Below are 19,049 nucleotides of genomic sequence, written 5' to 3' on the forward strand. Positions count from 1 at the left end.
GCCCGGGCAATGGACTCGGGTCAGTCCGCAAGCGCGAGCGCGCGGAACGGCTCGCGCGGTGCGGCCGGGGGCTGCGGCATCCGCTGCGGCTGCTGGCGTGCGCGCATGGTCCGCAGGTAGAGCTCGTCGATGAGGGCGGTCGCGAGGCGCACGAGCTTCGCGATCTCGGCGTCGTCGCGATCGACCCACGCGCAGCGCGGCTCGTCGCCGACGGGCACGAAGCCGTCGTGCTGCTCCCAGGCGACCAGCGTGCGCTCGGCGCCCAGCACGTGCTGCTGCCACCACACCTGGCGCAGGTACGACCTGGGGATGCTGCGCCAGGCCTTGTTCGTGGTCTTGATCTCGGCGAGCGTGATGCGCCCCACCGCGTCGACGGCGATGCCGTCGGGGGTCGCGAGGTGCCGCTTCTCGACGACGGCGTGGAAGAGGGCCGACGACGGCTCGATACCGTGCGTCGCTGCCACCCAGGCCGCGATCTCGGGCTCGCGCGCGCGTCCGTGCGCGGTGTACGCATTGCCCGAGAAGCCCGAGCCGAGCAGCTTCGCGTCGGCCGCGCGGGTGATCGCCTTGTCGGAGGTGAGGGTGGCGACGTCCGTCGCGGTGATGCCCCTCGAGCGGGCGCGCACCCAGGCCACGCGGTCGCGCGAGTCCGCGACGATGCGGGCGGCGACCTCCGGTGCCTGCGCCGCCAGCCCGGAAGGGCGTGCGACGGCGTGCTCGGGGTTCACTCCTCGAGGCTACGCCGTCGACCCGACATCCGCCGCCTGCGACGCACCGCGGCCGTGATGAGAGGGTGCCTCCGGTGGGACAATCGCCCCATGGTCCCCGCCGAGGATGCCGGGACGGGCGAGGCGGTTCACCGGCACGAGCTCCTCGCGGCGCTGTCGCGAGGGATCGACCTGTGCATGGGACAGCCGATCGGGCACATCGCCGGCCAGACCTACATCGCGCTGCGCCTCGCAGAGCGCTTCGGTCTCGACGCCGAGGAGCGGCGCGAGGTGTTCCACACGTCGATGCTCGCGTGGGTGGGCTGCCATGTGGATTCGTATGAGCAGGCTCGCTGGTTCGGAGACGATCACCGCGTGAAGGCCGACATCCGCGTCGTCGACCTCGGCGACGAGGCCGCCGCCCTGGCCTTCATGGTGCGCAGCATCGGGGCGGGGCAGCCGTGGCCGCAGCGCCGGCGCACACTCGCCGCGTTCCGGCTCGACGGGCAGCGGGAGACCGACGAGATGTTCGGCAATCATCGCGCGGCCGCCGCGATGGTGGCGGAGGGCCTCGGCATCCTCCCGGAGCACCGCTTCGGCGCCGACCAGGTGTTCGAGCGGTGGGACGGCGGCGGCGAGCCCGACGGGCGTCGCGGCTCCGAGACCACGTTCTCGGCACGCGCGGCCGCCCTCGGCGACATCGCGCTGGCGATCGCCCAGACGGGCGGGACGGATGCCGCTGTCGCCGTGCTGCGCGCTCGTCGAGGCACCGAGCTCGACCCGGACCTCGTCGACGCGTTCTGCGACGACGCCGACGAGGTCCTCGCTGACGTCGGGAGCGCCGACGTGTGGGCGCGGACACTGCGGCTGTGCCCGCCGCTCGACGACGCCCTGGCGTCGGCACGGCTCGACGACGCGCTCGTCGTGCTCGCCGACTACGTCGATCTCAAGTCGCCGTCGGGACTCGGGCATCAGTCGGCGACGGCGGCCATCGCGGATGCCGCGGCCGAGGGCTTCGGATTCGATCAGGCGGGGCGTACGCGGGTGCGGAGGGCGGCGCTCCTCCACGACATCGGCAGGCTCGGTGTGCCCACCGCCGTGTGGGACTCGCGCGTCGCGCTGACGCCCGCCCAGACCGAGCAGGTCCGGCTGCACCCCTACCTCACCGAGGTGATCCTCGACCCGTTCCCGTCGCTGCACGCACTCGGGCGACTGGCCGGCCAGCACCACGAGCGACTCGACGGCTCCGGATACCCGCGCCGTCTCAGCGGCTCCGGCATCTCACCCGAGGGCCGGCTCCTCGCCGCGGCGGACTCGTACAGCTCCCGGTCCGTGAAGCGGCCCCATCGTCCTGCGGTCCCCGTCTCGGAGCTGCCGGCGGTGCTGCGCGCCGACGTGCGCGAAGGGCGCCTCGACGCCGACGCCGTCGAGGCGGTGCTCGCCGCGGCGGGCCACCGTCGCTCGCGCCGGCGCGCCTGGCCGGCCGGGCTCACCGAGCGCGAGGTGGACGTGCTGCGGCTCGCGGCACGCGGGCGCTCGAACGCCGAGATGGCGCGGGAGCTCCACGTGTCGCCCAAGACGATCGGCAATCACCTCGAGCACATCTACACCAAGACCGGCGCGCGCAACCGCGCGATGGTCGCGCTGTTCGCGGCCAGGCACTCTCTGTTGGACGAGGCCGTGACCGCGCACGGGACGGAGTGACGGAGCGACGGAGTGACGGAGCGGCGGATGCTGCGCCCGCACGCCCCGGGAAAGATGGGGCGTTCCCCCCATGAACCGGGCGCGTCCTCACACCTAGCCTGGCAACGCCACCACGCGGTGGCGGGAGGGAGAGGCGATCATGGACACCACGACCGCCCAGCGCTCCACTCTGGAGAGCGAGCTGCGTGCCCGGGTCCGCGGCGAGGTGATCGGGCGCGACCACGCGGAGTACGACCGCGCCAGGGCCGTATGGAACGGGCTGGTCGACCGGCATCCGTCGCTCATCGTCCGATGCGTCGACACGGACGATGTCGTCGCGTGCGTCGAGGCCGCCGCCCGCCATCGCCCGCCGGTCTCGATCCGCGGCGGCGGTCATCAGGTCGCCGGCAGCGCCGTGTGCGACGACGGCCTCGTGATCGACCTCTCGCGCATGCGCGGAGTGCGGGTCGACCCTGTGGCGCGCCTGGCGCGCGTGCAGGGAGGAGCGCTCTGGCAAGACGTGGATGCCGCGACCCAGGTGCACGGACTCGCCACCCCGGGCGGCGAGGTGTCGGAGACGGGCGTCGCGGGCCTCACGCTGGGCGGCGGTCTCGGGCTGCTGCAGCGCGCGTTCGGGCTCGCGTGCGACAACGTGGTCTCGATGGAGGTGGTCACCGCGGACGGGGTCGTCCGCACAGCGAGTGCGATCGAGAACCCCGATCTGTTCTGGACTCTGCGTGGTGCGGGGCGCGGCGTGGGGGTGGTGACGGAGTTCACGTTCGCGCTGCACCCCGTCGGCCCCGATGTCGCGACCGCCGGATTCGCGTTCGAGGCAGAGGACGCAGCATCCGTCTTCGCCGCGTGGCGTGAGGTGGCGCTCGCTGCGCCCGAGTCGGTGGCGCCGGAGTTCGCCCTGTGGTCGCTGCCGCCGTTCGCCGGCCTGCCGGAGGAGTTCGTGGGGAGATCGGTGGCGCTCGCGTTCGGCACGTTCATCGGCGATCCCGACGACGCGACACCGGTGCTCGAGTCCTTCTCACGGCTGGGTGATCCGCTCCTCGATCTCAGCGGCACGAGCACGTGGGTGGAGACGCAGAGCGCGTACGACCCCACCTTGCCCGCTGGTGCGCGCTACTACTGGAAGTCGCATTTCGTCGACGACATCGATCCCGCGACGATCGCGACGCTGGCCGAGCACGCGAGCCGTCGTCCCGACGCGAGGTGCGCCGTCATCGTCCGCACCCTCGGCGGGGCGATCGACCGGGTCGGCCCCGACGGTACGGCCTACGCGCACCGCGGTGCCCGCTTCAACGTGAGCATCGACGGCATCTGGACGGATCCCGCGCTGGACGAGGCCTGCATCGGGTGGGTCCGGGGCCTGTGGAGCGCTCTCGAGCCCGTGTCGCGCGGCGTCTACCTGAACTTCGCGGGCTTCGGTGAGGACGGTGTGCGCGATCGCGTCCTCGGCCGCAACGCCCGGCGCGTCGACCGGATCCGCCGCGCGTACGATCCGGACGGGCTGTTCGACGAGGCGGCGCGGCAGCCCTGACGGCGGGGTCGTCTTCCCCTGCTGCGCAAGGGGGGTTGCGGTCGGCGGCCACGGTGGCATCCTCGGGGGCATGGACACCATCACGAGAGACGAGTTCCGCGCGTTCCCGGGTGTCGAGGACTGGCATCCGCGCGTGACGGGCGCGTTCGCGCTCTTCCGCACCGGGACGTTCGCGACCGGGGCCCAGCTGTTCGCCGCGATCGCGGAACTGGCGGAGGCCGCCGACCACCATCCCGATGTCGACGTGCGCTACACCACCGTGCGCGTGCGGCTCCTCACCCACTCGGCCGGCGGGCTGACGGCGAAGGACGCCGAGCTCGCGGCCCGGATCTCCGAAGCCGCGCGCGAGCTCGACATCCCCGCCGAGACCGGACGAATGCTCGATGTGATGCTCGCCCTCGCCACGCCTGACCCCGGCGCGGTCGTGCCGTTCTGGAAGGCGGCGACGGGCTTCTCCGAGGTGCGGGACGGCGTGCTCATCGACCCCGACGGCCGTGGCCCGCTGATCTGGTTCCAACCCGTCGACCAGCCGCTGCGCGGCCGGTCGCACCTCGACGTCAACGGGCCGCGCGACGTCATCGAGAAACGCCTCGAGGCGGCGCTCGCCGCAGGCGGCGTGATCGCCGACGACTCGCATGCGCCGGAGTGGTGGACGCTCGCCGACGCGGACGGCCACAAGGTCGACCTCTGCCCCTGGCGGTCTTAAGCCACCCGGGCCACGGGCCACCGGCTCGGGTGGCGCAACACGCGGGATCGCCGCAGGCACGCCGCGTGTCGCGACACCCGAACGATCCGGCCGGCGTCAGAAGGCCGCGGCGCCGGCCTCCGCGACGGTCTGGTCCTGCTCGCCCGAGCCCCCGCTGACGCCGACCGCGCCGACGACTTTCCCGTCGCGGGTGAGCGGCACGCCCCCGGCGAAGATCGCGACGCCGCGGCCGTGCGCGTTGGTGGTGTGGATGCCGAAGAACTGCTGCGTCGGCTGCGAGTTGTCGCCGAGGTCCTTCGTCGAGATGTCGAACGCCTTGGACGTCCAGGCCTTGCTGATCGAGATCTCTATGCTGCCGATCCAGGCGCCGTCCTGGCGCACGTGCGCGACGAGGTTTCCGCCGGCGTCGACGACGGCGATGTTCATGGGCTGGCCGATCTCGTCGGCGCGCTTCTCGGCGGCCTCGATCACGCGACGGGCGTCTGCGAGGGTGACGGACATGGGGGTTCCTTTCCTGCGGGAACGGATGCCTCGGGCCGAGGCATCCGTGTCTGTCAAGCGGTCTTGATGTACCCGTTGGGGTTGAGCACGTACTTCTTCGCCGCTCCCTGGTCGAAGTCGGCATAGCCCTGCGGGGCGTCTTCGAGGCCGATCGGGGTGGCGCCGACGGCGTCGGCGATCGCGACCTTGTCGTGCAGGATCGCCATCATGAGCTGCCGGTTGTAACGCATCACGGGGCACTGGCCGGTGGTGAACGACAGCGACTTCGCCCAGCCGAGGCCGAGGCGCAGCGAGAGCGAGCCGACCTTCGCGGCCTCGTCGATGCCGCCCGGGTCGCCGGTCACGTAGAGGCCGGGGATGCCGAGCGCGCCGCCCGCGGCGGTCAGATCCATCAGCGAGTTGAGCACCGTCGCAGGGGCCTCGTGCGAGGCATCCGCGCCGTGTCCCCTCGCCTCGAAGCCGACGGCGTCGACCGCGGAGTCGACCTCGGGGACACCGAGGATCTGCTCGATCTGGTCCTTCGGGTCGCCCTTCGACACGTCGACGGTCTCGCAGCCGAACGAACGGGCGCGGGCGAGGCGGTCGGCGTTGAGGTCGCCCACGATGACGACGGCCGCGCCGAGCAGCTGCGCGCCGACGGCCGCCGCGAGACCCACCGGCCCGGCACCGGCGATGTAGACGGTGGACCCCGGCCGCACGCCGGCGGTGTAGGCGCCGTGGAAGCCGGTGGGGAAGATGTCGGACAGCATCGTCAGGTCGAGGATCTTCTCGAGCGCCTGGTCGCGGTCGGGGAACTTCAGCAGGTTCCAGTCGGCGTAGGGGACCAGGACGTACTCGGCCTGCCCGCCGACCCACCCGCCCATGTCGACGTATCCGTAGGCGGAGCCGGGGCGGTCGGGGTTGACGTTGAGGCAGATGCCGGTCTTGCCCTCCTTGCAGTTGCGGCAGCGTCCGCAGGCGATGTTGAACGGCACCGAGACGATGTCGCCCACGTCGATGAACTCGACGTCGGGACCGACCTCGACGACTTCGCCGGTGATCTCGTGGCCGAGCACGAGCCCGGCGGGAGCGGTGGTGCGCCCGCGCACCATGTGCTGATCGGAGCCGCAGATGTTCGTGCTCACGGTGCGGAGGATCGCGCCGTGCGGCACCTTCCTGCCGACGTTCGCCGGGTTCACCCCCGGTCCGTCCTTGAGCTCGAACTCGGGGTAGTCGGTGTCGACGACCTCGACCTCACCCGGGCCTTTGTAGGCCACCGCCCTGTTTGCAGACATCGTCGTCCTCTCCGCCCCTCGGCAGGCGTGGCCGTGCGACTTCGTCGTGCGGGGGCTCGGGTTCGAGCATCGTCCTCCCCGCGGATGGGCGCAATGGGTTCGCCGTCGCGGCCACAGCGGAAGGGCGGGGGCGCCGAAACCGGCACCCCCGCCCCGCTCAGCTCATCGACTCAGTCGACGTCGCCGTGCGCGTGGTCGTGGTCGGGAGCGAGGCCCCCGCCACCGGGAAGGTTGACGGTGCCTTCGGGGCCCGCCGGAGCCGGGAACGTGAAGTTCCCGGGCACCTTCTTGCCGACCACGCCGTTCACCGTCTCCGTGGAGTACGCGTACGTCATCACGGCCGCCGCGATCGCGTCGGAGTTGACGTCGAGCGCATCCAGCGCGAGGTTGTCGATGTCGTCGCACGCGAGGTGGTAGCACGGGTCGTACTGCTGGCCCGCCTGACCGCCCCAGATGGCCGCCTGCTGCGGCGTCTTGACCACCTCGGCGCCGGTGAAGAGACCGCCCGCCGGGATGCCTTCCTGGATGAAGCCCTGGTAGTCGCTGCGGCCGCTGAACTGCGCGTCGTCGTACGGCACACCGGCCCATGTGTAGTAGCTCTCGAACAGGTCCTCGATCGCGATGGAGCCATCGGGGATCGGCACGCCGGCGGGCGCATCCCACCCGGACTCGTCACCGTCGTACACCATGAAGATGTAGTTCGGGGACGCCACCATGTCGAAGTTCAGGTACAGCGCGACCTCGTCGAGGGTGCCTTCCGCCACCTGCTCGTCCACCCATGCGTGCGAGCCGAGCAGTCCGCTCTCCTCGGCACCCCACCAGGCGAAGCGGACGGTGTTCTGAGGCTTGAGCTTGGAGATCTGCTGAGCGATCTCGAGCAGCGCGGACGAGCCGCTGCCGTTGTCGTTGATGCCGGGGCCCGCCAGCACGGAGTCGAGGTGTGCACCGGCCATCACGACGTTCGTGTCGTTCGCTCCGGGCAGCTCAGCGATCACGTTGACCTGCGGACGCGATTCGGGCTCGTCCACGACGATGTGCGCCGTCGACCCTGCCTGGGCCAGTGCGGCGCCGTCCGCGAAGCTCGCGCCCACCACCGGGATGCTGAGCGGCGTCTGGTTGACGCCGAACAGGGTGCCCGTCACGAGCCCCTCGCGCAGCGGTGTGTTGCCCTGGTTGAAGATGATGACGGCCTCGGCGCCCGCGTTCTGCGCGTTGATCGCCTTGACGCCGAACTCGCACGTTCCGCGCTGGATCAGGGCGATGTCGTTCGGCCCCGTGAAGTCGAGACCCGCGAAGTCAGCCGGTTCGCACGCGCTCGTGACCGGGTCCCGCGGCGGGGTGAGGACGATGTCGACCGGGATCACGTTGCCCGTGACCTCGCCGTATCCGGTTCCGGTGAACGTGCCGGACTCGTACTCGGCGGCGACGGGGGCCAGCTGCTCGAGAAGGGGCGGCGGCACGAACGTGAACGGGAACTCGTCGAGCTCCACGTTCCAGCCGGCGGCTTCGAGCGTGTCGACCACGTACTCGACGCTCGCGGTATAGCCCGCGGTGCCGGCCGCGCGGGTGTCGTCGTTGGCGTCGGCGATGGCCTGGAGCGCGCGTTCGTGCTCGAGGACCCCGTCGACGGTCACGCACGAGAGGAGTTTCTCGTACGTGTTGTTCGTGCGCGTCTCGCATGCCTGGGTAGGAGCTGCGAAAGCGCCGCCTGCGGGAACCAGCGCCAGGGCGGCGACCGCCGTCGTCGCGATCACCGCCGTCCGGGCGCGCTTGGAAAGTGCTCTAGATGGGTACATCGTCTTCCCCTCCAACGCGGGCGTCACCGTTGACACCCGTCGCGAGGGAGCATATGCAAAGCCTCGCGCTGTGGGAAGTGAAGAAAGTGTGAGAATCGGAGCGGCGTTCTTCGCACATCGCCGAGCAGACGCTTTCCGGCTCGATTTGGCGGAGGGCGCAGCATCCCTTACCCTTGATGAAGCCGAAGACCGCCGGTCATCGACGTGCGTGCGAACGCATGGAGATCGAAGCTCTGCAACGCAGGGGCCCGCGCAGGTGTCACGAACGATTCTCCTGATTCAGGAATCCCGCTCCGTGCGCTTGCGCCGGAGCTTTTTTGTTGCCGCGACGAGCAGATGAGCGGATGCCTTCGGCCGGCGCCCCGCCACCGCGGAGCGTCTCATTCACACAAGGAGTGGCCATGGCGCAGAAGGAAGCATCGGTCGCCGAGCTCACGAAGAACTTCGAGGACTCGACCGCCGTTCTGCTGACCGAGTACCGCGGTCTGACGGTTGCCCAGCTCAAGGAGCTGCGCAACAGCATCCGTCAGGACGCGGAATACGCCGTGGTGAAGAACACGCTGACCAAGATCGCCGCGAACAACGCGGGGATCACGTCGCTGGACGACGACCTCAAGGGTCCGTCGGCCATCGCGTTCGTGCACGGTGACCCGGTCTCCGTCGCGAAGGGTCTCCGTGCCTTCGCCAAGGCACACCCTCTTCTCGTGATCAAGGGCGGTTTCTTCGACGGAAACCCCCTGAGCGCTGACGAGGTCAACAAGCTCGCCGACCTCGAGAGCCGTGAAGTCCTGCTGGCGAAGCTCGCCGGTGCGATGAAGGCCTCGATGACCAAGGCGGCATACGTCTTCAATGCGCTTCCGTCGAAGGCCGTCCGCACGGTCGACGCGCTGCGCGAGAAGCAGGAGTCCGCGGCCTGATATCGGGCCTCGGCGTAGAAACCACAATCAAGGAGAAACATCATGGCAAAGCTCAGCACTGAGGAGCTGCTCGACGCGTTCAAGGAGCTCACGCTCATCGAGCTCAGCGAGTTCGTCAAGGCGTTCGAGGAGACCTTCGACGTCACCGCTGCCGCCCCCGTGGCCGTGGCTGCTGCCGGCGCTCCCGCCGGTGGTGCCCCCGCCGACGAGGTCGAGGAGAAGGACTCGTTCGACGTCGTCCTCGAGGCCGCCGGCGACAAGAAGATCCAGGTCATCAAGGTCGTCCGCGAGCTCACCTCGCTCGGCCTCGGTGAGGCGAAGGCCGTCGTCGACGGTGCTCCGAAGGCCGTCCTCGAGGGCGCCAACAAGGAGACCGCCGACAAGGCGAAGGCCGCTCTCGAAGAGGCCGGCGCGACGGTTACCCTCAAGTAATCCCGCGCTGCTTCTGCAGCGATTCAACGAAGGCCCCGGATGCTGCGCATCCGGGGCCTTCGTCGTGCCCGCGGTGGGCTCAGGTTAGGGCTGAGACTGCGTATTCTGCGAAATCCCTTTCTAGCCTCGTCGGCCCAGCGGAGCCTTGATTTTGTCGGAGGACTTGCGTTCCGGCAGCGGTTCTGGCAAGAATGAGAATGCGCATTCCAGAAAGCGCATTCTCACCCTCGAAGACGAGACCGGAGGCTACGGTGACGACGACGCACCGCCCCAGAACGAGGCCCCCGCGCCGCGCACGCGGAGCGCGCGCATGAGTGCGATCAGCGAGCTCGGCAAGCTCAAGAGCGCGAAGTCCGACGGCAAGAAGCAGAACAAGGCCGCGTACCTGTTCCTCGCCCCCTGGTTCATCGGGCTGGTGCTCATAACGATCGGGCCGATGGTCGCGTCGTTCGGCCTCTCGTTCACGCGCTACAACCTGCTGAGCCCGCCGAAGTGGATCGGCTTTCAGAACTACGCCCGCATGTGGGAGGACGAGCGGCTCCACACGGCCCTCCAGGTCACCTTCACGTATGTGTTCGTCTCGCTGCCGCTGCAGCTCGCCGTGGCGCTGTTCCTCGCGATCGTGCTCGACCGGGGCTTGCGCGGCCTCGCGTTCTACCGCTCGGCCTTCTACCTGCCCTCGCTCCTGGGCGCGAGCGTCGCCATCGCGATCCTCTGGCGGCAGATCTTCGGCGTCGACGGCCTCGTGAACCAGGTGCTCGGGGCCTTCGGCATCCAGGGGCAGGGGTGGATCTCCAACCCCGACACAGCCCTCGGAACGCTGATGATCCTGAACGTCTGGACATTCGGATCGCCGATGGTGATCTTCCTCGCGGGTCTCCGCCAGATCCCGACGATGTACTACGAGGCGGCCGACGTCGACGGCGCGAGCCGGCGCCAGCAGCTCTTCCGCATCACGATCCCGCTCCTCACCCCGATCATCTTCTTCAACGCGGTGCTGCAGCTGATCGGCACGTTCCAGTCGTTCACGCAGGCGTACATCGTCTCGGGCGGCACCGGCGGACCGGTCGACTCCACCCTCTTCTACACGCTGTACCTGTACCAGCAGGGCTTCACGAACTACAACATGGGCTACGCATCGGCCATGGCGTGGCTGCTGCTGGTCATCATCGGCATTCTGACCGTCCTGATGTTCTGGACCTCGAGATTCTGGGTTTTCTACGATGACCAAGATTGACGACGCCGCCATGACGGCCCCGCCCGCGACCGAGACGATCGTCACCGGCCGCCCTGCTCTCGCACGCCGGCGCAGCCCGTTCCGCAAGCCGCTGACGAGCATCGTGCGCCACACCCTGCTGATCGCGCTCGCGCTCGGGATGCTCTACCCGGTGATCTGGATGGTCGTCAGCTCGCTGCGGCCCAACGACGAGATCTTCCGCGACCCGAGCATCATCCCCGACAGCTTCGAGATCTCGAACTACACGGACGGGTGGAACGCCCTCGCGTACCCGTTCAACGTGTACATGTGGAACTCTGCGCTGATCGTGATCGGCTGCATCATCGGCAACCTGGTGTCGTGCTCGATGGCCGCGTACGCGTTCGCACGGCTCTCGTTCACCGGCAAGCGCTTCTGGTTCGCGGTGATGCTCCTGAGCATCATGCTCCCGATCCACGTGATCATCGTCCCGCAGTACGTGCTGTTCTCCCAGCTGGGATGGGTCAACACGTTCCTGCCGCTCATCGTGCCGAGGCTCCTCGCCACCGACGCGTTCTTCATCTTCCTGATGGTGCAATTCATCCGGGGCATCCCGAAGGAGCTCGATGAGGCGGCGCGGATCGACGGCGCGGGCCACCCGCGGATCTTCCTCCAGATCATCCTGCCGCTCATGGTCCCCGCCCTGGCGACGACCGCGATCTTCACCTTCATCTGGACGTGGAACGACTTCTTCTCGCAGCTGATCTTCCTCACCAAGCCCGAGCTGTACACCGTGCCACTGGCGCTGCGGTCGTTCGAAGACGCGCAGAGCTCCACCAACTACGCGCAGATGTTCGCGATGAGCGTGGTCTCGCTCATCCCGATCTTCCTGATCTTCCTGTTCGGCCAGAAGTTCCTCATCAAGGGGATCGCGACGACCGGGATCAAGTGACGCTCGCGTCACGCACTTCTTCGCGGGCCGCCAGGCCCACCCTCATCACACGCACCAACACCACACACCGACTTCGGTCGAAAGGATGCAAGACATGCGACGCACCACAACCGCATCGCGCTGGTTGCTGCTGACCTCCGTCGGCGCAGCGACGATGCTGACGCTGACGGCGTGCGGAGGCGCGGCGGAAGAGCCCGCCGCCACCGGCCCGACCCTGTCCGACGAGCCCGTGACGCTCAGCTTCACGTGGTGGGGCAACGACGTCCGCCACGGGATCACCGAAGAGCTGATCGCGGCCTTCGAGGCCGAGCACGAGAACATCACCATCGAGCCGCAGTACACCGACTGGGCGGGCTACTGGGACAAGCTCGCCACCACGGTCGCCGCCGGCGACGCCCCCGACATCATCCAGATGGACGAGAAGCAGCTCTCGACGTACGCCGCCAACGGCGTGCTGCTCGACCTCGGAACCCTGGGCGACCAGCTGCCCACCGGCGACTTCCCGGAGTCGGTGCTCGGCACGGGCGCACTCGACGGCACGCAGTACGGCATCCCGGTCGGCATCAACACCTACACCTACATGGCCAACGTGGACCTGCTCGACAGCCTCGGCATCGACGTGCCCGACGACGAGACGTGGTCGTGGGACGACCTCAACGAGGTCGCCGAGGCGGTCACCGCCGCGAGCGGCGGCGCGGTCGTCGGCTCGCAGTCCTGGGGCTTCGAGGACGGCGGGCTCAACAACTGGCTGCGCCAGCACGGAGAGTCGCTGTACGCCGACGACGGCTCGCCCGAGGTGACCGCGAGCGAGAAGACGCTCGCCGCGTGGTGGCAGAACCTGCTCGACGTCACCGAGGCCGGCGGCACGCCGGTGCCCTCCGCGACGATCGAGCGTGAGTCGGCCGGTCTCGCCGAGTCGTTCACCGCCACGAACCAGTCCGCGTTCGGCCCGTGGTGGTCGAACCAGGTCGCGGCGCTGCGGGACGCGAGCGGCCAGAACCTCGTGCCGCTCATGGTGCCGACTCCCGACGAGGGCGAGGACGCGGCCGCGTACTACAAGCCGTCGATGTTCTGGTCGGCGTCGGCCAAGACCGAGCACCCCGCCGAGGTGGCGCTGTTCCTCGACTTCCTCGCCAACAGCGAGGAGGCGGCCGACCTGCTGCTCGCTGAGCGCGGTGTGCCGGCCAACGACAAGATCCGCGCGTACATCACCCCGAAGCTCGACGAGGTCAACCAGGAGGTCGTCGACTTCCTCGACAAGATCGCGCCGCGCGTCGGCGACGCGCCGCCGGCGACCCCGCCGGGCGGTGGGGCGATCGAGACGATCATCGACCAGCACACGCAGCGCGTGCTGTTCGGCGAGCAGACGCCTGAGGACGCCGCCGCGAGCTTCATCGCTGAGCTGCAGCAGGCCCTCGACGACGCCGCCATCTAGCCGACGAACGGGGTCGCGTCCTCCGAGAGCGCGACCCCGTCGTCCCCAGCTCCGCACGGGGCCGGACCGAAGTGATGAGGGGTCCGGTCCCGGGCGGGCGCGCCGCGGCGGCCCTGCCGCAGGGCGCGCCGGTGAAGTCGACCGATCGAATGCGCCCTGCCTACGTCGTCGGCGCCCAGAATTGAGAGAGGAGGGGGATTCCTTGAGCGAGGTCACGTCGCGCCCCATCACGATGGCGCAGGTCGCCCGGTACGCCGGTGTGTCGCAGGCATCCGTGTCGCGCGTCCTCAACGGCGTCGCCACCGTCGACCCCGCCATCGTCGCGAAGGTCAACCGCGCGGTCGCCGCACTGAACTACTCGCCGAGCGAGGCCGCCCGCAGCCTCGTGCGGGGGAGCAGCCACACCATCGCGCTGCTGGTTCCCGACCTCGAGAACCCGATGTTCCAGGGCGTGCTGAAGGGACTCACCGTGGCGGCCGCCCGCGACGGCTATCGCGTGCTCGTCGCCGACAGCGCCGAGGCCGTGGGGGTCGAGGCCGACATCGCGAGCGAGGCGCGCAGCAAGTGCGACGCGCTGGTGCTGGTCTCGCCACGGATGCCGGATGCCGAGCTGCGCGAGCTGATCCAGCGAACGACGCCGGTGGTCGTGGTGAACCGTCGCGTCGACGACAGCCCCGCGGCTCAGCTCTCTGTCGACTACGCCACAGCGGTCAAGGAACTGGGCGTGCATCTGCGCGGCTTCGGCCACCGCCGTATCGCGTATGTCGCAGGCCCGCCGCTCAGCTACGCGAACGAGCAGCGCGCGCTCGGGCTCGGGGAGCTCGCGCGCGAGTACCCCGACCTCGAGTTCCTCACCATCGCGGCAGGGTCGAGCATGGAGGCGGGCTACGACGCCGCCGACGCCGTGCTCGAGACCGGCGCGACCGCCGCCATCGCCTTCAACGACCTCGTCGCGCTCGGACTCATGTCGCGCCTCCGCGAGGTCGGCGTGGAGGTGCCCGAACAACTCTCCATCGTCGGGATCGACGACATCCCGCAATCTCGATTCGCCGCCCCTCCGCTGACCACGATGTCGGTCCCGCGGATCGAGATCGGGCGGCAGGCTTGGAATCGCATGCGTCAAGCGCTGGACGGCGAGAGCGCCGACCACCCCCTCTTCTACCGGCCTGTCCTCGTGGCGCGCCGCAGCTCCGGCCCGGCATCGCACGCCAGCGGCTGGGTGGGGCCCGCCCGCCCGGTCCTGCGCCTCGGGTCGACGGTCGTCGCCCAGTACGAGGAGGGCGTGAACGTCGACTCGGTGCTGTCGCCGCGGCCGTACCTCGACGCGGTGATCTCGCGCACGGGCACACCGCTCACCGTGACCGAGCCGACGGACCACCCGCACCACCTCGGGGTGAGCCTCGCCATCGCCGACGTCAACGGCACCTCCTACTGGGGCGGGCGCACCTACGTGCGCGGCGAGGGATCGGTGATGGTGCCCAACCACGGGCGGCAGCGCCGCGACCGGCTGCATATCGACGGACACGCGCTCGACGAGCGGCTCAGCTGGGTCGACGAGCACGGCACCACGCAACTGGTCGAGGTGCGCGAGCTCCGGTCGGCCGAGCTCGCGAACGGCTGGGCGCTCCGGTGGCGCAGCCACCTCAAGGCCACGCTCGACGCGATCACGTTCGGCTCCCCGGCGACGAACGGGCGCGACGGCGCAGGGTACGGCGGTATCTTCTGGCGGTTCGCGCCGGAGATCGCGCGCGTCTTCAGCCCCGCCGGCGACACCGAGCGCGATGTCCACGGGGCCGCGACGCCGTGGCTCGCCTTCACGTTCCCCGAGCGCGGCACGACCGTGGTGCTGACGCAGGGCGACGAGCGCCTGCCGTGGTTCGTCCGGTTCGCGGAGTACCTCGGCGCCGGACCCTCGGTCGCGTGGGACCAGCCGAGGACGATCCCCGAGGGCGGAGAGCTGAACCTCGAGCTGACGGCGTACGTGCTCGACGAGGAGCTCGCAGACGCGGCGGCCGTCGAAGCCGCCCTTCCCGCGCTCCGCGCAGAGGCGGGACTGTGACCGCACGCCTCCGCGTCGGCGTCGCCGGCGTGCACGGCCACGGGCGCCGCCACGTCGAGGCGGTCCTCGCCTCTCCCGACCTCGAACTCGTCGCCGTCGCCGACCCCCGGGGCGGCGGCGACGTTCCCTCCGCGACGCGGGTCTTCGTCGACGCTGTCGACATGCTCGACGCCGCCGATCTCGACATCGTCGTGCTGAGCACCCCGATCCCCACCCATGCGGGCCTGGCACGGCTCGCGCTCTCCCGCGGCGCCCACGTGCTGCTCGAGAAGCCGCCGGTGCCGTCGGTCGCCGATCACCACGCACTCGTGACGGCGGCGGATGCTGCATCCCGGGCGGTGCAGGTCGGCTTCCAGTCGCTGGGCAGCGCGGGTGTGGCGGCGACGGCCGACGCCGCGGCATCCGGGATCATCGGGGAGGTGCTCCACTACGGGGCGGTGGGCCAGTGGGCGCGTTCGGAGGAATACTGGCGCCGGGCGCCGTGGGCAGGACACCGCGTCATCGACGGGCTACCGGTCGCCGACGGCGTCGTGACCAATCCGCTCGCCCACGCGATCGCCACGGCTCTCGCGATCGCCGGCGCCGCCGCACCGGAGGACGTCGTCGCGATCGACGCCGACCTCCGCCGCGCGAACGACATCGAGACGGACGACACCTCGTCGCTCGTCGTCGACCTGCGTGGGGGAGCGCGCGTGGCGGCCGGACTCGCGGCGACGGCCCGGGATCGCCACGAGCCGTACGTGCTGGCGCGAGGCACGCGGGGCTTCCTGGTGTACGTCTACACGCTCGACACGCTCCACGTCCATCGGGACGGAGCGGCGCTGCCGCGCACCTACGCCTTCGAGCGCACCGAGCTGCTGGCCGACCTCGTCCGGCACATCCGCGGCGGCGACGAGCTGCTCGCGCCGCTCGGGCGCACCGGAGCCTTCACGCGCGTGCTCGAGGAGATCGTCACCGGTCCGCCGCCGACGCCCATCGCGTCCGCGCTGGTGCGGGTCGAGGCATCCGCCGGCGAGACCTTCCGCGTCGTGACCGGCGTCGAGGACGCCGTCGAGCGCGTGGCGTGGGAGGCGCGGACCTTCCGAGACCTCGGCGTGCTCTGACCCCTGCGGAAACTCACTCTTTCGCGATTCCAGGAACCGCGAAAGGGGAGGTTTCCGCACGGTCGCGGGGCGGTCGCTCAGGCGGTGCCGAGGGGACCGACGCCGATGACCGCCGACGCGTCGTCGTCGACGGGCGCGGTCGAGTTGCGCACCACGAGCGGCGACGACTCGTAGAGGCGATGAGTGGGGGCGTCCGGGTCGTCGAGCTGCCACATGAGCAGCTGCACGGCGGCGCGCCCCTGCTGGTGCGGACGCTGCTGCAGGGTGGTGAGCGAGAACATCTCGGCGTAGGCGTGGTCGTCGATGCCGACGACGCTGAGCCGCTCCGGCACGCGGATCCCGAGCCGTCGTGCAGCGATGATCGCCCCGACGGCGACCTCGTCGCACACGCCGATGATCGCCGTAGGGCGCGTGCGGCGATCGCCGAGCAGCTCGACGGCGGCGCTGTAGCCGCCGGGCAGCGTGACCTCAGAGTGGATATGACGGGCGGATGCCTCGAGCCCGGCCTCCCGCATCGCCGAGCGGTACCCGTCGAGCCGCCGCCCGTCGCCGAAGCTGGTGCGACGCCCGTCGGGGTCGCCGCCGAGGAAGACGATCTCGCGGTGTCCGAGGCCGATGAGGTGGTCGGTCGCGATGCGCGCCGCGGCCTCGTCGTCGATCGTGACGGCGTTCGTGCCGATGTCGTAGCCGCCGACGGCCACCACGGGCTTGCCGAACGCGACGAGCCGCTCGAGCTCGCGCGCGTTCGGCTCGATGCCGACGGCGATCAGGCCGTCGAACCTCTTGCGGGCGAGGAAATGCTCGAACATCTCGCGCCGCGCGGCCGACTCGGGCGGCGCCCCGTAGAGCGCGAGGTCGTAGCGGCGCTCCAGCAGCGCGTCCTGGATCCCTTCGAGCACCTGGGCGAAGAACCAGCGGTCGAGCGACGGCATGACGACGCCGACGGTCTGCGTGCGTCCGGTCACCAGGCTCACGGCGCTCGTCGTCGGAACGTAGCCGAGGGCGGCCGCGGCATCCCTCACGCGCTGGCGGGTGGAAGCGGAGACGTATCCCGAACCGGTGAGCGCACGCGAGGCCGTCGACTTCGAGACGCCTGCCGCCCGCGCAACATCGGCGATGCCCGCCATCGGGTCCTCCTCGCGCCCCCAGGGACGCCGACGTCACCCGGGATTCTGGAACCGGTTCCAGAGGTCATCATGCCGTGAACGCTTTCCGCGCGCCAGCCCGGGTGCACGTGTTTACCGAGTTGTGACCCCCGGTCATTGTGCGCTCTGGCGGCATCCCCTAGTTTGAGCATGGAATCGGTTCCCGATCTCGCATCAGCGGAGCCCGAGAGGCGTGGCTCCGAACTCGAAGAGGAGGCAGACACCATGACTGCACTGCGATCCCGCCGTCGACACGGCTACATCGCACTGGGAGTGGCGACCATAGCGGCGTTGACGCTCGCCGGATGCGCCGAAGGCGGCGACGAGGGCAGCGACGACGGCTCGGTCGAGGGCGAGACCGTCGAGATCGCCGGCGGCATCACCGGCTCGGAGGCGGATAACCTCCAGAAGGCGTTCGAGCAGTTCGAGGAAGACACCGGCATCACGGTCAACTACACGGGCGACAAGGGCTTCGAAGGCAACATCGTCACGAAGGTCGCGGGAGGATCCGCACCCGACATCGCGATCGTGCCGCAGCCTGGTCTGCTGCGCTCCCTCATCGAGACCGGAGAGGTCCAGGAGGGCACCGCGGAGGTCGAGGCGAATGTCGACGAGTACTGGGCCCCGGCCTGGAAGGAGTACGGCTCGCTCGACGGCGTCTTCTACGCGGCGCCGATGCTGGCGAACCTGAAGGGCTACGTGTACTACTCGCCCCAGAGCTTCGCGGAGTGGGGCGTCGAGGTGCCGACGACTTGGGACGAGCTCATCACGCTCACCGACACGATCCGGGAGAAGACCGGCGAGCCCCCGTGGTGTGCAGGGTTCTTCTCCGAGGCGGCATCGGGATGGCCGGGCACCGACTGGGTCGAGGACCTCGTCCTGCGTCAGGCGGGCGCCGAGGTGTACGACAGCTGGGCAGCCGGGGACACCCCGTTCACCGACCCCGACATCGAGGCGGCGTTCGATTCGGTCGGCGAGATCCTGCTGAACCCCGACTACGTCAACGCCGGGTTCGGCGACGTCAAGAGCATCAACCCGACGGCGTTCGGCGACCCGATCGCCGCAGCGGTGGCGAACGGCACCTGCGCGCTCACGCACCAGGGCTCGTTCCTGACGGCGAACTTCCTGACGGCGCAGACCGCCGACGGACAGACGCCGACGATTGAGCCGGACGGCGACATCTACGCGTTCATCCTCCCCGGACCGGAGGCGGGAGAGCTCGCGGTCGAGGGCGGCGGCGAGTTCGTCACCCCGTTCTCGGATGACGCTGCCACGCAGGCGGTGCTCGAGTACATGTCGACGCCCGAGTTCGCCGACGCGCGCGTGTCGTTGGGCGGCGCGATCTCGGCCAACACCGGCGCCGATCCGTCCCTGGCCTCGAGCGCGTTCCTCACCGAGGCGATGGAGATCGTGCAGGACCCGAACACCGTGTTCCGTTTCGACGCCTCCGACCTGATGCCGGCGACCGTCGGCTCGGGATCGTTCTGGCGCGGGATGGTCGACTGGATCGACGGTAAGCCCACGCCGCAGGTCCTGAGCGACATCCAGGCCGGCTACGAGGACTGACGCACCGCATCCCGGTGCCGGGGAGCGCTCGC

At 70.0% G+C, this 19,049-nt stretch carries 16 protein-coding genes; 11 read left to right on the forward strand and 5 right to left on the reverse strand.

Features of this window, described 5'->3' with window-relative positions; all coding sequences use genetic code 11:
• Positions 1–20: 20 nt before the first annotated feature.
• Positions 21–728, reverse strand: a complete 708-nt coding sequence (locus ACFQ7C_RS06950; RefSeq protein ID WP_378898775.1) for a YqaJ viral recombinase family protein — start codon at positions 726–728, stop codon at positions 21–23.
• Positions 729–818: 90 nt separating this feature from the next.
• On the opposite strand from ACFQ7C_RS06950, the gene ACFQ7C_RS06955 reads away from it, so the two are divergent.
• The 3 genes from ACFQ7C_RS06955 to ACFQ7C_RS06965 all read left to right on the forward strand — a co-directional run bounded on the left by ACFQ7C_RS06955 (position 819) and on the right by ACFQ7C_RS06965 (position 4,642).
• Positions 819–2,411 (forward strand): HD domain-containing phosphohydrolase, encoded by a 1,593-nt coding sequence (locus ACFQ7C_RS06955; RefSeq protein ID WP_378898776.1) that lies wholly within the window; start codon positions 819–821, stop codon positions 2,409–2,411.
• Positions 2,412–2,550: 139 nt separating this feature from the next.
• Entirely contained in the window at positions 2,551–3,936 is a 1,386-nt protein-coding gene (locus ACFQ7C_RS06960) for an FAD-binding oxidoreductase (RefSeq protein WP_378898777.1), read from the forward strand.
• Between the two features lie 70 nt (positions 3,937–4,006).
• Positions 4,007–4,642 carry a 4a-hydroxytetrahydrobiopterin dehydratase gene (locus ACFQ7C_RS06965; RefSeq protein WP_378898778.1) on the forward strand — a complete coding sequence of 212 codons (636 nt, stop codon included), beginning with the start codon at positions 4,007–4,009 and terminating at the stop codon, positions 4,640–4,642.
• 96 nt (positions 4,643–4,738) lie between these two features.
• Here the strand turns inward: ACFQ7C_RS06965 and ACFQ7C_RS06970 are convergent, their stop codons facing one another.
• From ACFQ7C_RS06970 to ACFQ7C_RS06980, 3 genes are all read right to left on the reverse strand, one after another.
• Positions 4,739–5,143, reverse strand: a complete 405-nt coding sequence (locus ACFQ7C_RS06970; protein WP_378898779.1) for a heme-binding protein — start codon at positions 5,141–5,143, stop codon at positions 4,739–4,741.
• 53 nt (positions 5,144–5,196) lie between these two features.
• On the reverse strand, positions 5,197–6,417 hold the full coding sequence (gene fdhA, locus ACFQ7C_RS06975) for a formaldehyde dehydrogenase, glutathione-independent (protein WP_378898780.1): 1,221 nt from the start codon (positions 6,415–6,417) through the stop codon (positions 5,197–5,199).
• Between the two features lie 170 nt (positions 6,418–6,587).
• Positions 6,588–8,213 carry a M28 family peptidase gene (locus ACFQ7C_RS06980; RefSeq protein WP_378898781.1) on the reverse strand — a complete coding sequence of 542 codons (1,626 nt, stop codon included), beginning with the start codon at positions 8,211–8,213 and terminating at the stop codon, positions 6,588–6,590.
• 401 nt (positions 8,214–8,614) lie between these two features.
• Here ACFQ7C_RS06980 and rplJ point away from each other — a divergent pair, with 401 nt between their 5' ends.
• From rplJ to ACFQ7C_RS07015, 7 genes are all read left to right on the forward strand, one after another.
• Complete coding sequence (gene rplJ / locus ACFQ7C_RS06985; RefSeq protein ID WP_109211493.1) at positions 8,615–9,130, forward strand: 50S ribosomal protein L10; 516 nt, start codon at positions 8,615–8,617, stop codon at positions 9,128–9,130.
• Between the two features lie 42 nt (positions 9,131–9,172).
• Entirely contained in the window at positions 9,173–9,562 is a 390-nt protein-coding gene (gene rplL, locus ACFQ7C_RS06990; RefSeq protein ID WP_159842404.1) for a 50S ribosomal protein L7/L12, read from the forward strand.
• A gap of 310 nt (positions 9,563–9,872) precedes the next feature.
• A complete protein-coding gene (locus ACFQ7C_RS06995; protein ID WP_378898782.1) occupies positions 9,873–10,799 on the forward strand; it encodes a carbohydrate ABC transporter permease in 927 nt (308 codons plus the stop codon).
• Positions 10,786–11,709 (forward strand): carbohydrate ABC transporter permease, encoded by a 924-nt coding sequence (locus tag ACFQ7C_RS07000; RefSeq protein WP_378898783.1) that lies wholly within the window; start codon positions 10,786–10,788, stop codon positions 11,707–11,709. Before ACFQ7C_RS06995 ends, ACFQ7C_RS07000 begins: the two co-directional genes overlap by 14 nt.
• A 94-nt stretch (positions 11,710–11,803) precedes the next feature.
• The gene (locus ACFQ7C_RS07005) at positions 11,804–13,144 is read left to right on the forward strand and encodes an ABC transporter substrate-binding protein (protein WP_378898784.1); all 1,341 of its coding nucleotides are present in this window, start codon (positions 11,804–11,806) and stop codon (positions 13,142–13,144) included.
• Between the two features lie 202 nt (positions 13,145–13,346).
• Positions 13,347–15,203, forward strand: coding sequence for a DUF6807 family protein (locus ACFQ7C_RS07010; RefSeq protein WP_378898785.1), 1,857 nt, complete (start codon positions 13,347–13,349; stop codon positions 15,201–15,203).
• Positions 15,200–16,306 (forward strand): Gfo/Idh/MocA family protein, encoded by a 1,107-nt coding sequence (locus tag ACFQ7C_RS07015; RefSeq protein WP_378898786.1) that lies wholly within the window; start codon positions 15,200–15,202, stop codon positions 16,304–16,306. Before ACFQ7C_RS07010 ends, ACFQ7C_RS07015 begins: the two co-directional genes overlap by 4 nt.
• A gap of 77 nt (positions 16,307–16,383) precedes the next feature.
• On the opposite strand, the gene ACFQ7C_RS07020 is transcribed toward ACFQ7C_RS07015, so the two are convergent.
• On the reverse strand, positions 16,384–17,433 hold the full coding sequence (locus ACFQ7C_RS07020; protein WP_378898787.1) for a LacI family DNA-binding transcriptional regulator: 1,050 nt from the start codon (positions 17,431–17,433) through the stop codon (positions 16,384–16,386).
• 243 nt (positions 17,434–17,676) lie between these two features.
• Between ACFQ7C_RS07020 and ACFQ7C_RS07025 the strand changes: the two genes are divergently transcribed.
• Complete coding sequence (locus ACFQ7C_RS07025; protein WP_378898788.1) at positions 17,677–19,017, forward strand: ABC transporter substrate-binding protein; 1,341 nt, start codon at positions 17,677–17,679, stop codon at positions 19,015–19,017.
• Positions 19,018–19,049: the final 32 nt, after the last annotated feature.

The sequence above is a fragment of the Microbacterium sp. NPDC056569 genome (genome assembly GCF_042793475.1).
Classification (GTDB): domain Bacteria; phylum Actinomycetota; class Actinomycetes; order Actinomycetales; family Microbacteriaceae; genus Microbacterium.

Coding starts and splice junctions, on each gene's coding strand:
- ACFQ7C_RS06955 (WP_378898776.1), top strand. CDS start 819: ATGGTCCCCGCCGAGGATGCCGGGACGGGCGAGGCGGTTCACCGGCAC.
- ACFQ7C_RS06960 (WP_378898777.1), top strand. CDS start 2,551: ATGGACACCACGACCGCCCAGCGCTCCACTCTGGAGAGCGAGCTGCGT.
- ACFQ7C_RS06965 (WP_378898778.1), top strand. CDS start 4,007: ATGGACACCATCACGAGAGACGAGTTCCGCGCGTTCCCGGGTGTCGAG.
- ACFQ7C_RS06970 (WP_378898779.1), bottom strand. CDS start 5,143: ATGTCCGTCACCCTCGCAGACGCCCGTCGCGTGATCGAGGCCGCCGAG.
- fdhA (WP_378898780.1), bottom strand. CDS start 6,417: ATGTCTGCAAACAGGGCGGTGGCCTACAAAGGCCCGGGTGAGGTCGAG.
- ACFQ7C_RS06980 (WP_378898781.1), bottom strand. CDS start 8,213: ATGTACCCATCTAGAGCACTTTCCAAGCGCGCCCGGACGGCGGTGATC.
- rplJ (WP_109211493.1), top strand. CDS start 8,615: ATGGCGCAGAAGGAAGCATCGGTCGCCGAGCTCACGAAGAACTTCGAG.
- rplL (WP_159842404.1), top strand. CDS start 9,173: ATGGCAAAGCTCAGCACTGAGGAGCTGCTCGACGCGTTCAAGGAGCTC.
- ACFQ7C_RS06995 (WP_378898782.1), top strand. CDS start 9,873: ATGAGTGCGATCAGCGAGCTCGGCAAGCTCAAGAGCGCGAAGTCCGAC.
- ACFQ7C_RS07000 (WP_378898783.1), top strand. CDS start 10,786: ATGACCAAGATTGACGACGCCGCCATGACGGCCCCGCCCGCGACCGAG.
- ACFQ7C_RS07005 (WP_378898784.1), top strand. CDS start 11,804: ATGCGACGCACCACAACCGCATCGCGCTGGTTGCTGCTGACCTCCGTC.
- ACFQ7C_RS07020 (WP_378898787.1), bottom strand. CDS start 17,433: ATGGCGGGCATCGCCGATGTTGCGCGGGCGGCAGGCGTCTCGAAGTCG.
- ACFQ7C_RS07025 (WP_378898788.1), top strand. CDS start 17,677: ATGACTGCACTGCGATCCCGCCGTCGACACGGCTACATCGCACTGGGA.